The sequence below is a fragment of the Pseudomonas cremoris genome (genome assembly GCF_014230465.1).
Genome location: NZ_JAAXCY010000017.1, coordinates 1 through 15932 on the forward strand (window position 1 = coordinate 1; position 15932 = coordinate 15932).

Consider the following 15932-nt stretch of genomic DNA (forward strand, 5'->3'; position numbering starts at 1 on the left):
CCACTTCCACCGCACTGGTGCGGTACAACCGGGTCCACTCAAACGGCAAAATCCCGTCCAGCGCACCATCGGTCAGGGTGAGCAATTCCTCCCCGGTCACCATCGACACCGGACAGCCATTAGTGGCGGTTTTATCCGCACTCGAAGCGGCATCCCCGTTCGGGTTTTTCCCCGAAACGGGCACGTCATCCACGTGCTCCTGCCGAACCAACGCCGTGCGCTGCGCCGCCTTGTCCCGAGCCATCGCCACCGGGTTTGAAACCAGCTGATCTCCCGCCTTCAATGGCACCGCCGGAATCGTTTTGATCGATCTCGCCGGACCACTCAACAACAGAGGCTTTACCGCATCGGCATGCGAGGCCAAATGCGGCGACACCAGTTGCTCGGACAGTAACGTCAACAATTGCCGCGCTCGACTGGATTTGATATGGCTCAACACCTGCGCACCCAGGCGCACCGCCACACCCATGGCGCCAAAAACCCTCAACAGCAGCAGGCTGATCAACACCTCGCCAGTGATTTCCCCCATCACCTCATTCATGTCCTGAGGCGGCAACATCCGAATCCAACTCGATATCGCCGACAGGTAGATGAACATCAGCGGCTCATCACTGAGCACCAACAATCCCTTGGCAATCGATTCGCTACCCAGCTTCAACAGCTCATCCAGCTCCGCCTGAGACACGTACTGCAGCAGCTTTTCACTGTTGGGCTTGATGTCCGCAAGCAGGGCATACAGCTGCTTGAAATTGTCCCAAAGGCTGTAAAGCGCTGTGCCCATGCCGCGTAGGAACGCTGTCTCCAGCATGCGGCGTTGGTCGATTGGGTTGGCGTTGGTGACGGTTTTCCACTGCGCTTGGAAGGTGTCCGTCCACGCTTGGCGCAGGCGCACTTCCAGGTCTTGGATCACCACCTGATAAGACGCATACAGCGCCTTGACGTGATCCTTGGAAACATTGGGATAGAAACTGACCCGGTACTGCTGGTTGCGATCACACTCGTTGATTTCGAGGATGCCGCTCGGACCGATGGTCTTGTGGAGGGGTTCACCCAGTGGGCCGCCGTTGGGGTCGACGCGTTGCAGCACCACCGGCGTATCGCCTATAGGCACAAAGCGCGTGCTCTGGAACAGATGCACCAGCGTCAAGGTGCCGCTCGCGCCGCACATTGCCGTGGTGGTATTGGGAGTGAGGGAACGGTTGATCGGCGCGATCAGCGCCACTTCGTCGCCGACCTTGAATACCTGTTCCACCTCCAGTGCCGAAAAGCTCCAAAAGCTTTCAGCCCACGCGTCAAAGGTATTCAGGCACTCGCGAAAATCACGAAAGACGGCCTCGACATCGACCGTCTTCACATTCATGGGGGTCAGGGCCAGCCGGCCAATGGCCGGGTTCACGAGTGAGCCTGTTCAACAAGAAAATCCATCTGCAATCCCTCGCACTGTGTATTCAGGCGTGGGACTTTGCAGAGGATCTCAGGGCGGGGGAGTAGAGCTTATCCGGCGATTATGTGGGACGTTTCGATACCTCCACTCGACTAGCGGCTATTGTCAGAAATTTCCCACAGGAGTACAAATGTACTCCATGACGACTCTCACTCCCCGCCGCACCGCCATCCTGACCTTCATCCGCGACCGTATCGCGCAGCAAGGCCAGTCTCCCAGCCTCGCCGAGATCGCCGAGGCGTTCGGTTTTGCCTCGCGCAGCGTGGCGCGCAAGCATGTGCTGGCGTTGACCGACGCCGGCTTTATCGAGGTCAACCCCAACCAGGCCCGGGGCATTCGCTTGCTCAACCAACCGGCACGCCCGGAATGGCTGGATGTGCCGGTGCTTGGCCGTGTTGCCGCAGGTTTGCCCATCGGCGCCGATGCCGAGGTGCACAGCCGCTTGCAACTCGATCCCGCCACGTTTGTGAAAACTCCGGATTACCTGTTGCGGGTGCAGGGCGACTCGATGATCGAGGACGGCATCCTCGACGGTGACCTGGTGGGCGTGCGCCGCAGTGCCGAAGCCTTGAACGGGCAGATTGTGGTGGCACGCCTGGACGGTGAAGTGACCATCAAACGTTTTGAACGCAATGGCGACAGTGTGCGCCTGCTGCCGCGTAACCCTGCGTATCAACCCATCGTGGTAGGGCCCGATCAGGACCTGGCCATCGAAGGGGTGTTTTGCGGTTTGGTGAGGCAAGGCTGATGGGCGCCGTCGTTGCACTGGACACGCTGTTCAATGGCGGCCGCGTGTGGAAAGGCCGGCCTGCCGCGCCACCTGCCAGTGTGCACCCCACGGGGCTCAAGGCGCTGGATGCAGTGTTGCCCACGGGCGGCTGGCCGGAGTCGGCCTTGAGTGAAATCCTGATGGCGAAAGAGGGCGTGGGCGAGTTGCAACTGGTGCTGCCGACCCTGGCGCGCTTATCAAAGGCAGGCGAGCGGATTGTGTTGGTGGCGCCGCCTTACACGCCGTATCCCCATGCCTGGCAGAACGCCGGGGTGGATTTGCGCCTGCTCTCGGTGATCCAGGCCGAGGAACGTGACGCGCTGTGGGCGGTGGAGCAATGCCTGCGTTCCGGCAGTTGCGGCGCGGTGCTGTGCTGGCCGCGCAAGGCCGATGACCGTGCGTTGCGGCGCTTGCAGGTGGCGGCGGAAACCGGGCAGACCCTGGCGTTTGCCTGGCGCGCCTTGAGCGAGGCGATCAACTCGTCACCGGCTGCATTGCGCCTGGCGGTCGAGGCCAAGCCTGCGCAAGTGCGGGTGCTCAAGTGCCGGGGCGGGTTGGCCCATCCGGCGCCGATTGCCTTGGCGGGGCATTGAGGTTGCCATGCGCTGGGTGTGTATTGTCTTCCCGCAATTGGCGCTGGACGGGGTGCAGCGTGCGCATCCCGAGCCGGACCAGCCCCTGGTCCTGCTGGCCGGTACGCCGCAACGGCGCGTGTTGCAAACCGTCAACGAGGCGGCCCGCGCCTTGGGCCTGCGCCCAGGGCAATCCCTGACCGCCGCCCATGCCCTCGCCAAGACCTTCGCCAGCGCCGAATACGACCCTGCCGAGATTGAGCGCTGGCAGCAGTTTCTCGCGGCCTGGGCCTACCGTTTCAGCTCTCAGGTCAGCCTGTATTACCCACGAGCCTTGCTGTTCGAGATCGAGTCGAGCCTGGGCCTGTTCGGGCCATGGCCGCAGTTTGAAGCGCGCTTGCGCAAGGAGCTGACCGAGCTGGGTTTTCGTCACCGCATCGTCGCCGCGCCGAACCCGGCGGCAGCGCGGGTGCTGGCGAATCTCTACGATGGCCTGGCGGTGGCCGATGATGGACAGTTGATGCAGGCACTGGCGCCATTACCCATCGACCGTGCCGGTCTTGACCCGCAGGCGGCTACCGCCTTGTCGCGCATGGGCCTGCGCACCCTGGCCCAGGTGCAGGCGTTGCCCCGACACACCTTGGCGCGGCGTTTCGAGGCCGACCTGCTCAAGCACTTGGATGCCTTGGCCGGGCAGCGCCCGCTGGCCTTGGCGTTCTATCAGCCGCCGGACCAGTTCGATGTGCGCATCGAGTTGAATTACGACGTGCAATCCCATCAGGCCCTGCTGTTTCCCCTGCGGCGCTTGACCGGTGATTTGTCCGCGTTCCTGTGCGGGCGCGACAGTGGTGTGCAGCGTTTTGACCTGCACCTGGAACATGCCCAGGCACCCGACAGTGTGATCAAGGTCGGCCTGCTCAGTGCCGAGCGTGAGCCGGCGATGCTGTTCGAGTTGGCCCGTGGGCGCCTGGAGCAAGTACAGGTGACGTCACCCGTGCGCGGCTTTCGCCTGGTGGCCCAGGACCTGCCGGTGTTCGTGCCGCAGCGCCAGGACCTGTTCGACGACCGCCCACAACAAACCCTGCCTTGGGAGCAACTGCGCGAACGCCTGCGCGCGCGCCTGGGGGATGAGGCCGTACAAGGCCTGCGCTTTCACGCCGACCATCGCCCCGAGTGCGCCTGGCAAGCGGCGACTGACAGCCGTCCTGGGACAACCCTGAATAAAGTCCAGCGTCCCGGTTGGTTGTTGCACGAACCGACCTTGCTGACCGAGCACGGCCTCCAAATCCTGATGGGCCCGGAGCGCATCGAGTCCGGCTGGTGGGACGGCGCCGATATTCGTCGTGACTACTACCTGGTCCAGACCCGTGCCGGCCAGCAAGGGTGGGCGTTCCGCACCGTGGGGCAAAGTGATGAACTGTGGCTGCAAGGCTGGTTTGCATGAGCTACGCCGAGCTGCATTGCCTTTCCAATTTCAGCTTCCAGCGCGGAGCGTCGAGTGCGCTGGAGTTGTTCGAGCGCGCCAAGCATCAGGGCTACAGCGCGCTGGCGATCACCGATGAATGCACGCTGTCGGGCATTGTGCGCGCCTGGCAAGCGGCGAAAGCGGTGGGCTTGCCGCTGATTATCGGCAGTGAGATGCGCCTCGAAAACGGTCCGAAACTGGTGCTGCTGGTGGAAGACCTCAGTGGCTACCAGCACCTGTGTCGCTTGATTACCCTGGCCCGACGCCGCGCAGAAAAGGGCAGTTACCGCCTGCTGCAAGAGGACTTCGAACAACCACTGCCCGGCCTGTTGGCACTGTGGGTCGCCGAAGACAGCAACACCCAGGCCGATATCCAATGGCTGCGCCGCACCTTCGGCGAACGCCTGTGGCTGGCGGTGCACCTGCACTGCGGCCAGGACGATGCGCGTCATTTGGAGCAACGCTTGCAGTTGGCTGCCAGCCTGCATATCCCGGCGGTGGCCTGTGGCGATGTGCACATGCATGCCCGTGGCCGCCGCGCCCTGCAAGACACCATGACCGCCATCCGTCACCACGTGCCGGTGGCCGAAGCCGGTACGCGCCTGCACCCCAATGGCGAGCGGCATTTGCGCAGCCTGGATGCCTTGGCCGCGTTGTACCCGCAGGCCTTGCTCGATGAAACCCAGGCCATCGCTCGCCGCTGCACCTTCGACCTCAGCCAGTTGCGCTACCACTACCCGCGTGAGTTGGTGCCCGCTGGCCACGACGCCAAATCCTGGCTACGCGCGGTGACCGAAGAAGGCATCGCCCTACGTTGGCCAGAGGGCGTGGATACCAAGACCTTGCAGCAGATCAACAATGAGCTGGAGCTGATCAGCGAGTTGGGTTACGAGAGCTACTTCCTCACCGTGCACGACATCGTGCGCTTCGCCCGCAGCCGCTCGATCCTGTGTCAGGGCCGAGGTTCTGCGGCCAACTCGGCGGTGTGCTTTGCCCTGGGCATCACCGAGATCAACCCCAGCCTGATGAACATGTTGTTCGAACGCTTCCTGTCCCGCGAGCGCAACGAACCGCCGGACATCGACGTGGACTTCGAACACGAGCGCCGCGAGGAAGTGCTGCAGTACGTGTTCCAGCGCTACGGCCGCACCCGCGCGGCGCTGACGGCGGTGGTCAGCAGTTACCACGCCGCTGGCGCGGTGCGCGATGTGGCCAAGGCCCTGGGCTTGCCGCCGGACCAGATCAACGCCCTGGCCGACTGCTGCGGACGCTGGAGCGACGATGCGCCACCGCTGGAGCGTTTGCGTGAAGGCGGCTTCGACCCCGAAAGCCCGCTGCTGCGCCGCGTGCTTACGCTTACCCAACAATTGATCGGCTTCCCCCGGCACCTGTCCCAGCACCCTGGCGGCTTTGTGATCTCCGAATACCCGCTGGACACCCTGGTGCCGGTGGAAAACGCCGCCATGGCCGAGCGCACCATCATCCAGTGGGACAAGGACGACCTGGATGCGGTCGGCCTGCTCAAGGTGGACATCCTGGCGCTGGGCATGCTCAGTGCGATCCGCCGCTGCTTTGACTTGCTGCGTCGCCATCGCAATCGTGACCTGGCCCTGGCGAGCATTCCCAAGGAAGACGCCGCCACCTACGCGATGATCAGCAAGGCCGACACCATCGGTGTGTTCCAGATCGAATCGCGGGCGCAGATGTCGATGCTGCCCAGGCTCAAGCCGCAAACCTTTTACGACTTGGTGATTGAGGTAGCGATTGTGCGACCGGGGCCGATCCAGGGCGGCATGGTGCACCCGTATCTGCGCCGGCGGAACAAGGAGGAGGAGACCACCTATCCCTCGCCACAACTGAAAGCTGTGCTGGAACGCACCCTGGGCATCCCGTTGTTCCAGGAACAAGTGATGCAGATTGCCATGGTTGCTGCTGATTACGGCCCCGGCGAGGCCGACCAGTTGCGCCGCTCCATGGCCGCCTGGAAGCGCCACGGCGGCCTGGAACCGCATCAGGAGCGCCTGCGCAGCGGCATGCTGAAAAATGGTTACAGCGAAGCGTTTGCCGCGCAGATTTTTGAGCAGATCAAAGGCTTTGGCAGCTACGGTTTTCCCGAATCCCACGCTGCCAGTTTCGCCTTGCTGACCTACGCCAGTTGCTGGCTCAAGTGCCATGAACCGGCGGCCTTCGCCTGCGCGCTGATCAACAGCTGGCCCATGGGTTTCTACAGCCCGGATCAGATTCTGCAGGATGCGCGGCGCCACAAACTGCAGATCCGCCCGGTGGACGTGCTGGCCAGCGACTGGGATTGCAGCCTGGAACCCATCGACGGTGCGCAACCGGCCATCCGCATGGGCTTGCGCATGATCTCGGGGTTTCGCGAGGAGGATGGGCGGCGCATCGAAACGGCGCGCCAGCGCCAGGTATTCAGCGACATCGCCGACCTGGATGAACGCGCCGGGCTGGATGCTCGCGCTCAAGCGTTATTGGCAGATTCGGGCGCCTTGCGTGCGTTGGCCGGCAACCGGCACAGGGCGCGCTGGGAAGTGGCGGGGGTGCACAAGCAACTTGGGTTGTTTGCCGGCTTGCCCAGCCCCGATGAAGCGGTGGTGGAGCTGCCGGTACCGACGGTGGGCGAAGACCTGCAGGCAGACTACGCTACGGTCGGTACCACCCTTGGCCCACACCCGCTGGCGTTGTTGCGCGCCGAGCTGCGTAAACGACGTTGCCGCAGCTCTCTTGAGTTGATGGCGGTGGAGCATGGGCGCACTGTCAGCATCGTGGGCTTGGTCACCGGCCGTCAGCGTCCGGGCACTGCCAGCGGCGTGACCTTTGTCACCCTGGAAGATGAATTCGGTAACCTCAATGTGGTGGTCTGGCGCGACCTGGCCGAACGCCAGCGCCAGGCGCTGGTAGGCTCGCGGTTGCTGAAAGTGGACGGGCGCTGGGAGGCGGTGGGCGAGGTGCGGCACCTGATCGCGGGGCGTCTTACCGACCTTACGCCGCTGCTGGAAGGGATTAATGTGCGCAGCCGGGATTTTCACTGAGGCCAGTGGCGTCAGCGCCCGTAACCCCCTAAGTTATATCGGATGAAACCATCCGCCCGTGGTGCGCTCCAAATTTTGCGACCGTCTTCCCTTTGCGCAGAGCCCAACGATGCAATTCTTATCCAACCCCCACGGCTGTGAAGGCTGGGCCGGTGAAATGGCCCAGCGGATCCGCGCGTTCGATTGGTCGGCCACTGACCTGGGCCCCATCGACCGCTGGTCCACCAGCCTGGCGTGCACCGTGCAGATGATGTTGGCATCACCTGTACCGATGGTGATGCTGTGGGGGCGGTTGGGCTACATGATCTACAACGACAGTTATTCAGTTTTTGCGGGTGGTCGGCACCCCTATTTGCTGGGCACGCCGGTGGAGTTGGGTTGGCCGGAAGTGGCCGATTTCAATCGGCATGTGGTGGACACCTGCCTGGCGGGCGGCACTCTGTTGTTCAACAACAAGGACCTGGTGCTGTTGCGCAATGGCAAACCGGAGAATGTGTGGCTGGACCTCTACTACAGCCCGGTCGCTGGCGATAACCAGCAGCCGGCCGGTGTGTTGGCAATTGTGGTGGAAACCACTGAACACGTTCACTCAGAACGCCTGCGCCAGGAATTGACCCATAACCTGGAGCAGAGGGTAGCCGCCGAGGTGCAAGCACGCTCCGCCGCCGAGGACCAGTTGCGCCAGTCGCAGAAGCTGGAAGCCATTGGCGGCCTCACCGGTGGCGTGGCCCACGACTTCAATAACCTGCTGCAAGTGATCGCCGGTAACCTGCACCTGCTGGCCCGTCATGAGCCGGACAACGCCCAGGTACAGCGGCGTGTCGCCGCCGCCATTGCAGCAGTGGAACGCGGCGCCAAGCTGTCGTCGCAACTGCTCGCGTTTGCCCGGCGCCAACCGTTGTCTCCTGCCGTCTACAACCCGCAGCGCATCTACGCGGGCCTGGGCGAGCTGTTGCAACGGGCGCTGGGCGAAACCATCCATATCGACGTGCAACTGCCCCAGGACTCCTGGTGCATCAACGTCGACCGCAACCAACTGGAAAACGCGCTGCTCAACCTGGCGATCAATGCCCGTGACGCCATGAAGGGCGAGGGCGTGATTCGAATTACCGGCGAAAACATTATCCTCAACCCCGCCGATTGCGCGGGTAAAAGCATCAAACCCGGCGAGTACGTGCGCCTGGCGGTAACGGACACCGGCGTCGGCATGCCGCCATCAATCCTCAAGCGCGCGTTTGAACCGTTTTTCACCACCAAGCGCGAAGGCCACGGCACCGGCCTGGGCCTGAGCATGGTGTTTGGTTTTGTGCGCCAGAGCGGCGGGCATGTGGAAATGTGGAGCGAGGAGGGCAAAGGCTCGGTGGTGCAGATGTATTTCCCCCACAGCCTGGAGCCGGAGAGCCTCGACGTGCCGATCGACCAGGTGCCCCACAGCGGCGGACAGGAAACCATCCTGGTGGTGGAAGACAACGAAGGTGTGCGCCTGACCGTCGTCGAGTTGCTGGAACAATCGGGTTACACCGTACTCACCGCCGAAGACGGCGACCGCGCCATGCTGGCGCTGCAAGGCGGCTTGCAGCCCGACCTGATTTTTACCGATGTGGTCATGCCTGGCCGCCTCAAGAGTACCGACCTGGCCGATTGGGCTCGCGCGCAACAGCCGCCGGTGGCGGTGCTGTTCACCTCCGGCCACACCCGCGACATTCTTTCCAGCAATCACCTGCTGAGCCCTGATATTCATCTGCTGAGCAAACCCTATAGCCCCGAAGCCCTGACGCATCGGGTGCGCAGTGTGCTCACCGCTCGATAAGGTTGACCATGACTTCACAGCGCAACATCCCCCAACACCTCGGTTTCGTGCGGGTGCGTGGCGCCCGCGAACACAACCTGCGCAACGTCGATGTGGACATTCCCCGCGATGCCCTGGTGGTGTTCACTGGGGTGTCGGGTTCGGGCAAGTCGTCCCTGGCGTTTTCCACGGTGTATGCCGAGGCGCAGCGGCGGTATTTCGAGTCGGTGGCGCCGTATGCGCGGCGGCTGATTGATCAGGTCGGCGTGCCGGACGTGGATTCCATCGAAGGCCTTCCCCCCGCCGTGGCCCTGCAACAGCAGCGCGGCACGCCGAGTGCGCGCTCGTCGGTGGGCAGTGTTACCACCTTGTCGAGCCTGATCCGCATGCTGTATTCCCGTGCTGGCAGTTACCCGCCGGGGCAGGCGATGCTGTATGCCGAGGACTTTTCGCCCAACCTGCCACAAGGCGCCTGCCCCCAGTGTCATGGCCTGGGACGTGTGTATGAAGTGACCGAAGCGCTGATGGTGCCCGACCCCTCGCTGACCATCCGCCAGCGCGCGGTGGCGTCCTGGCCGCTGGCGTGGCAAGGCCAGAACCAACGCGACATCTTGGTGACCTTGGGTTATGACGTAGACATTCCGTGGCGCGACCTGCCGAAAAAGCAGCGCGACTGGATCCTGTTCACCGAAGAAACACCGACTGCACCGGTGTATGCGGGCTTTACTCCGGAACAAACCCGCGATGCGTTGAAACGCAAGCTGGAGCCGAGCTACCAGGGCACGTTCATGGGCGCACGGCGTTATGTCTTGCATACCTTCACCCACACCCAAAGTGCGCTGATGAAAAAGCGCGTGTCGCAGTTCATGCAGGGCAGCGCCTGCCCGTCGTGCGCGGGCAAGCGCCTGAACAAGGCTGCGCTGTCGGTGAAGTTTGCCGGGGTGGACATTGGTGAGTTGTCGCAACTGTCGCTGGCACAGCTGGCTGAATTGCTGCGCCCGGTGGCGGCGGGGCAGGACAAGATGAAACTGTCGGTGGAAAAACGCTTGGCTGCACAGCGTATTGCCCAGGACTTGTTGGAGCGCGTCAGCACCTTGACCGAATTGGGCTTGGGCTACCTGTCCCTTGAGCGCAGTACACCGACCTTGTCGTCCGGAGAGTTGCAGCGACTGCGGTTGGCCACGCAATTGGGCTCGCAGTTGTTCGGCGTGATCTACGTGCTGGACGAACCCTCCGCAGGCTTGCACCCCGCCGATGGTGAGGCGCTGTTTAGCGCGTTGGATCGTCTGAAAGCGGCAGGCAATTCGTTGTTTGTGGTGGAGCATGACCTGGAAACCATGCGCCGCGCCGACTGGCTGATCGATGTCGGCCCGGCGGCCGGCGAGCACGGTGGGCAAGTGTTGTACAGCGGGCCGCCGGCCGGTTTGGCGCAGATTGAAACGTCACAGACCCGCGAGTATTTGTTTGCCGAGAAGCGTGTGTCGAACCCGTTGCGTCGCGAGCCCAGCGGCTGGTTGAAGTTGGAAGGCGTGACCCGCAATAACCTCAAGGACTTGAGCGTGGATTTCCCGTTGGGTTGCTTCACGTCGGTGACCGGGATTTCAGGTTCCGGCAAGTCCAGCCTGGTCAGCCAGGCACTGCTGGAACTGGTCGGCAGTGGCCTGGGGCGCGTGCTGGAAATCGACGAAGAACCGAGCCTGGAAGATGACGCACCGCAAACCAGCGGCGGGCGAATCAGTGCCGGGCTGGAGCACGTCCGACGCCTGGTGCAAGTGGACCAGAAGCCCATCGGCCGCACGCCTCGTTCCAACCTGGCGACCTACACAGGGTTGTTCGACAACGTACGCAAACTGTTTGCGGCCACGCCGGCGGCCAAGAAACGTCACTACGACGCCGGGCAGTTCTCCTTCAACGTCGCCAAGGGCCGTTGCCCCAACTGTGAAGGCGAAGGTTTTGTCAGCGTCGAGCTGCTGTTCATGCCCAGCGTGTATGCGCCATGCCCAACCTGTCACGGTGCGCGCTACAACCCCGAAACTCTGGCGATCAAATGGCAAGGCTTGAACATTGCCCAAGTGCTGGGATTGACGGTGGAGCAGGCAGTCGAGGTGTTCGCCGAGCAGCCTGGGGTGCTGCGCTCATTGCAGGTGCTGCGGGATATCGGCTTGGGGTATCTGCGCTTGGGTCAACCGGCTACAGAGTTGTCCGGCGGTGAAGCGCAGCGCATCAAGCTCGCCACTGAACTGCAACGCAATGCGCGGGGCGCCACCTTGTATGTGCTGGATGAGCCAACCACCGGCTTGCATCCACGGGACGTGGATCGTTTGCTAAGCCAGTTGAATCACTTGGTGGAGGCTGGGCATACGGTGGTTGTGGTCGAGCATGAAATGCGCGTAGTGGCGCAGAGTGATTGGGTGATCGATATCGGCCCGGGGGCGGGGGACTTGGGGGGCAAGGTCGTTGTTTGCGGCAAGCCGCAGAAAGTCGCCAAAAGCAAAGCCAGCTGCACCGCACCCTTCCTGGCCCGCGAGCTTATCTAACAGACAATGCAGATCAAAGGTGGGAGCGGGCTTGCTCGCGAATGCAGGGTGTCAGTCACTGCATCTGGTACTGAACTACAGCATTCGCGAGCAAGTCTGCTCCCACATTTTGATCAGTGTTGGGTCAGTTGGATCTGCGCTTTGGCCTGTTTCACCACATTCTCCAAGGTAAAGCCAAACTTCTCCTGCAACTTGGCCAACGGCGCCGACGCGCCAAAGCTGTTCATCACCACCTTGGCTCCTGTCTGTCCCACATACCGGTCCCAACCCAAGGGACCCGCCTGTTCCACCACAACCCGCGCCGTAACCGTTGGCGGTAAAACGCTGTCGCGATAGGCCTGGTCCTGGTCTTCAAACAGCTCCCAGCTCGGCATTGAAACCACTTGCGCGGCAACCCCTTCGTTTTTCAATTGCTCATAGGCCGCCACTGCGAGGCTGACTTCACTGCCTGTTGCCAACAGAATCACCTGCGGCTTATCCGCGCCGGCCAACACATACGCCCCCTTGGCTGCCCCCGACGCCGCCGCGTACTTCGTTCGATCCAGCGTCGGCAGTGCCTGGCGCGACAACACCACGCAACTGGGCCGATGGGTTTGCGCGAGCGCCACCTTCCACAGCTCCAGGGTTTCATTCGCGTCGCCGGGGCGCAGGGTCAACAACCCCGGCGTGGCGCGCAATTGGGTCAGTTGCTCGATCGGCTGGTGCGTCGGGCCATCTTCACCTACGCCGATCGAGTCATGGGTGAACACGAACACCACCGGCAATTCCATGATGGCTGCCAGGCGGATCGGCGGTTTCATGTAGTCGCTGAATACCAGGAACGTCGAGGTGTAAGGCCGCAGGTAAGACAACGCCATGCCGTTGGCAATCGCCCCCATGGCGTGTTCGCGGATGCCGAAATGCAGATTGCGGCCGCTGTAGTCCTCGGCACTGAAACGCCCGGCACCGTCGAACGTCAGATTGGTCTTGGTCGAGGGCGACAAGTCCGCCGAGCCGCCCAGCAGCCAGGGGATGTGTTGCGCAAAGGCATTCAGCACTTCGCCACCAGACGCGCGGCTGGCGATGCCCTTGGCATCTGCGGCAAAGCTAGGCAGATGGGCCTGCCACTGCTCAGGCATTTCCCCGGCGCGCATCCGCTGCAGTTCATCCGCCCGTTGTGGGTCGAGGTTCGCCAGGGTCTGGTTCCATTGTTGATACAGCGGCTCGGCACGCGTGAGTAGCGCGTCGCGCAGTACCGTGCGCGCTTCATCAGGTACCAGGAAGCTGGAGTCCTCAGGCCAGCCATAGGCGGCCTTGGTCAGGCGAATTTCTTCATCACCCAACGGCTCGCCATGGGCTGCGGCGGTGTTGTGCTTGTGGGGCGAACCGTAGCCGATCACGCTGTCGACCACGATCAGGGTGGGCGCGCCGGTGTTGGTCTTGAAGGTTTCCAGGGCCGTACTCAACGCAGCCAGATCGTTGGCATCCGTGACATGCAACGTGTGCCAGCCATACGCCTGGAAGCGCTTGATCACATCCTCGCTGAAGGCCAGTTCGGTGTGGCCTTCGATGCTGATGGTGTTGTTGTCGTAAATCCAGCACAGGTTATCCAGCTTCAAATGTCCGGCCATGGACGCCGCTTCACTGCTGATGCCTTCCATCATGTCGCCGTCACCGCACAGGGTGTAGACGTTGTAGTCGAACAGCACCTGGCCGTCACGGTTGAAGCGTTCCCCCAGCCAGCGCCCGGCCATGGCCATGCCCACACTGTTGGCGCAGCCCTGGCCGAGGGGACCGGTGGTGGTTTCCACGCCGGTGGTCATGCGGTATTCAGGGTGGCCGGGGGTCTTGGAACCCATCTGCCGGAACTGCTTGATATCGTCCAGGCTGATCGCCGGCAGGCCCGAGCGCTTGCCGTGGGCGTCAATTTCAACCACACCGGCCAGATGCAGCAGCGAGTACAACAACATCGAGGCATGCCCCACCGATAACACAAAGCGGTCGCGGTTGGGCCAGTCGGGATGTTCGGGGTGGTAACGCAGGAACCGGCTCCACAACGTATACCCCACCGGCGCCAAGCCCATGGGCGTACCGGGGTGGCCCGAGTTGGCCTTCTGCACGGCGTCCATCGCCAAGGTGCGGATCGTGTTGATGCATTGGGTGTCGACTGCGGTGGCGGCGTGAGTCATGAAACCGGTCTCCCTCAGGTGTCTATCTAGAGTGGAGGGCAGGGCGGGGTAAAGGTTTGATCCCAACGCGCACGCAGCGACGAACGGAGCGTATTGACCTCGGACATGACAAGACCCCTCGCAATGGTCTAGCTTCAAGGGCGTAGGCCATTGATCAACATGCGGAGGTACGTCATGCCAGTGAAACACGACCTGTATCAGGACTTGGGGTTGAGCAAGGAAGTCGTTCACGAACGCAGGGCGAGCGACAAACGCCTGGACTCACTGCTCACTCAGTACGACGCCGCCGACGGGGAGGTGTTGAAGGCGGAATCGGCAAGCGCCAGTGATGAGGATGTGGAGAAACTGAAGAAAAAGCGGCTGTTGGTCAAAGACAAGATTGTGGAGCAGTTGGGTTGAGCCAACGTTCCGGCATCTGGTCATATTTGTTCAGAATTGTCTAAGGGACAGCGTTCGATTCGCTCCCTATGATGCCCACCGTCCACCCGGCTCTGGGGACTGTTGCGGCGCAAGGATTGCGCTGGTGAGCCGGGCGGGCACCTTCTTTTATGCCAGCAGCGCTTGGGTGCATTCATCCATCGAGCGCTGTTGCGTCTGCTCATACAGCTTGAGTTCATCAATCGTCCGGCGGCCCAGCGCCTTTTCGAACTCGGCCTGGTTCGAATTGGCCGCGTAGTGGCTCTGCGCCGCCTCCCCCAGGTTTGACTGGAAGATCCCCGCTGCACTTACCGGCAGGAAATCTTCGTACACCAACGGTTCCACCTCCACATGCCCTGCAGCGATCAGTGCGTCCAGCGTGCGCGGTTGAGCGGCTGTGCCGCGTGCCGCCAAGCCTTGTTGGGTGGGGAAATAGCGGAAGTACGCCAGGCCCTGTTCGCGCATCTGTGCGTGATCGTCCGGGAAGGCCTGGAAGTGTTGCTCCATCAACTGCATATAGCGCGCGGCGTTGCCCTCATTGGGGAAGGCGCCCAGTTCGTCGCGCGCGGCGTTCAGCAGTTGGTCGTACAGCGCACGGCCTTTAGGCGTGAGCGCCACGCCGCGCTGTTCGATTTCACCGAAGCGTGCGCTGTGGCTGCCTTTGGCATCGGTGAAGGCGATGGGCTCGTCGAGCGCCTTGAAGCTGGTCTGGCGTAGCAGGATCGGGCAGTGGCGGCGCGGCGGGCCTTCGATCACGGCCTTGGGGGTGATGCCTTTGCCGGGCATGGCGGCCTGGACCTGGTCGATGTCCAGGGTGCGCGGAGTCAGGTGATTGATATGTGGGCCCTTGAAGGCCACCACGTCGGCGATCAGGCGATGCTGGTCGCTGAGTTGCTGGTACTGGGCGCTGGTGACGGTGGCGGTGTGGTGCCAGCGAAAGGTTTCCAGGGCTTGGCGGATGAATTCATCGGCGTCGGTGGCGTTGAGGCCACCATCGTTCTCAGCCTGTTCGATCAGCGCCAGGGCGCCGGGGGTGAAGATTGCGCGCTTGGCCAGGGCGGTTTCGGCAAAGGCGCGCAGGTCTGGGTTTTCGATCAGTTCCAGGCGCAGCAATGAGGTGAACACGCGAAACGGGCTGGTTTGCAGCGCACGCTCATGCACGGCGCGAAAGGCCGTGGAGTGCACCGGCACACCCGCTGGGGTCAGGTCGTAATAGCCCACCGGCTGCATGCCCATCACCGCAAACAGGCGGCCAATGGTGGTCAGCTCATAAGGCGTGCCCAGGCGGATGGCACCGTGGCGTTCGAGGTCCAGGCGCTGGATTTCGCCGGTGCGTTGCAGCTGCTGAGCCAGGCCCGGTTCGCTATCGAGCACGCGGGTATTGGTCTCGGCTACCAGCTCCATCAACGCGCCGTAGAGTGGAACTTCATCTCGGTACATATCGGACATGGCCTTGGAAAAGCCCTTGCGGATCTCGTCTGGGCTGATATGTGCGGCGGTTGGCATAGAAAAATTCCTGATAGCAAGGGCGGTGAAATAGCCGATGCCAGGATTTTGTTGGGCTGGCGGTGTGCGTGCAAACGAAGAATCTTCAGGACTTCATTCTGCAAATGAATGAGATGACGTGAATATGACAAAAAACGGCCTTTTGAAAATTTCATTTTCCGGCGGTTTTCCTAACTAATTCTTCACGGAGTCGGCCCCACCCGGCATGAAAGAATCGT

10 protein-coding genes are annotated in these 15932 nt (G+C 62.3%); 7 read left to right on the forward strand and 3 right to left on the reverse strand.

The annotated features are described in order from the left end of the window. On the reverse strand, nt 1-1396 hold a 1396-nt coding region (locus tag HF257_RS30640), incomplete at its 3' end, for a DUF6531 domain-containing protein (protein ID WP_408635760.1). A gap of 178 nt (nt 1397-1574) precedes the next feature. On the opposite strand from HF257_RS30640, the gene lexA reads away from it, so the two are divergent. The 6 genes from lexA to uvrA all read left to right on the forward strand — a co-directional run bounded on the left by lexA (nt 1575) and on the right by uvrA (nt 11623). Continuing rightward, nucleotides 1575-2192, forward strand: a complete 618-nt coding sequence (lexA, locus tag HF257_RS30645) for a transcriptional repressor LexA (RefSeq protein ID WP_185705406.1) — start codon at nt 1575-1577, stop codon at nt 2190-2192. Continuing rightward, nucleotides 2192-2806: a translesion DNA synthesis-associated protein ImuA gene (gene imuA, locus HF257_RS30650; protein WP_185705408.1), complete on the forward strand. Its 615-nt coding sequence runs from the start codon at nt 2192-2194 to the stop codon at nt 2804-2806. Before lexA ends, imuA begins: the two co-directional genes overlap by 1 nt. Nucleotides 2807-2813: 7 nt before the next feature. Beyond that, nucleotides 2814-4229 carry a Y-family DNA polymerase gene (locus HF257_RS30655; RefSeq protein WP_185705410.1) on the forward strand — a complete coding sequence of 472 codons (1416 nt, stop codon included), beginning with the start codon at nt 2814-2816 and terminating at the stop codon, nt 4227-4229. Next, entirely contained in the window at nt 4205-7297 is a 3093-nt protein-coding gene (locus HF257_RS30660; protein WP_332872211.1) for an error-prone DNA polymerase, read from the forward strand. The genes HF257_RS30655 and HF257_RS30660 overlap by 25 nt, the downstream gene beginning before the upstream one ends. A 109-nt stretch (nt 7298-7406) precedes the next feature. Further along, nucleotides 7407-9107, forward strand: a complete 1701-nt coding sequence (locus tag HF257_RS30665) for an ATP-binding protein (protein ID WP_185705414.1) — start codon at nt 7407-7409, stop codon at nt 9105-9107. Nucleotides 9108-9115: 8 nt separating this feature from the next. Continuing rightward, a complete protein-coding gene (gene uvrA / locus HF257_RS30670) occupies nt 9116-11623 on the forward strand; it encodes an excinuclease ABC subunit UvrA (RefSeq protein WP_185705416.1) in 2508 nt (835 codons plus the stop codon). Between the two features lie 113 nt (nt 11624-11736). On the opposite strand, the gene tkt is transcribed toward uvrA, so the two are convergent. Further along, nucleotides 11737-13791: a transketolase gene (gene tkt / locus HF257_RS30675; RefSeq protein ID WP_185705418.1), complete on the reverse strand. Its 2055-nt coding sequence runs from the start codon at nt 13789-13791 to the stop codon at nt 11737-11739. Nucleotides 13792-13965: 174 nt separating this feature from the next. Here tkt and HF257_RS30680 point away from each other — a divergent pair, with 174 nt between their 5' ends. Beyond that, nucleotides 13966-14190, forward strand: a complete 225-nt coding sequence (locus HF257_RS30680; protein ID WP_185705421.1) for a DUF465 domain-containing protein — start codon at nt 13966-13968, stop codon at nt 14188-14190. A 147-nt stretch (nt 14191-14337) separates the two neighbouring features. Here HF257_RS30680 and hglS read toward each other — a convergent pair whose 3' ends face one another. Beyond that, complete coding sequence (gene hglS / locus HF257_RS30685; RefSeq protein WP_185705423.1) at nt 14338-15714, reverse strand: 2-oxoadipate dioxygenase/decarboxylase HglS; 1377 nt, start codon at nt 15712-15714, stop codon at nt 14338-14340. Nucleotides 15715-15932: the final 218 nt, after the last annotated feature.

What these genes read in the sequence shown, in the direction of transcription:
- lexA (WP_185705406.1), top strand. Translation starts at nt 1,575, where the DNA reads ATGTACTCCATGACGACTCTCACTCCCCGCCGCACCGCCATCCTGACC.
- imuA (WP_185705408.1), top strand. Translation starts at nt 2,192, where the DNA reads ATGGGCGCCGTCGTTGCACTGGACACGCTGTTCAATGGCGGCCGCGTG.
- HF257_RS30655 (WP_185705410.1), top strand. Translation starts at nt 2,814, where the DNA reads ATGCGCTGGGTGTGTATTGTCTTCCCGCAATTGGCGCTGGACGGGGTG.
- HF257_RS30665 (WP_185705414.1), top strand. Translation starts at nt 7,407, where the DNA reads ATGCAATTCTTATCCAACCCCCACGGCTGTGAAGGCTGGGCCGGTGAA.
- uvrA (WP_185705416.1), top strand. Translation starts at nt 9,116, where the DNA reads ATGACTTCACAGCGCAACATCCCCCAACACCTCGGTTTCGTGCGGGTG.
- tkt (WP_185705418.1), bottom strand. Translation starts at nt 13,791, where the DNA reads ATGACTCACGCCGCCACCGCAGTCGACACCCAATGCATCAACACGATC.
- HF257_RS30680 (WP_185705421.1), top strand. Translation starts at nt 13,966, where the DNA reads ATGCCAGTGAAACACGACCTGTATCAGGACTTGGGGTTGAGCAAGGAA.
- hglS (WP_185705423.1), bottom strand. Translation starts at nt 15,714, where the DNA reads ATGCCAACCGCCGCACATATCAGCCCAGACGAGATCCGCAAGGGCTTT.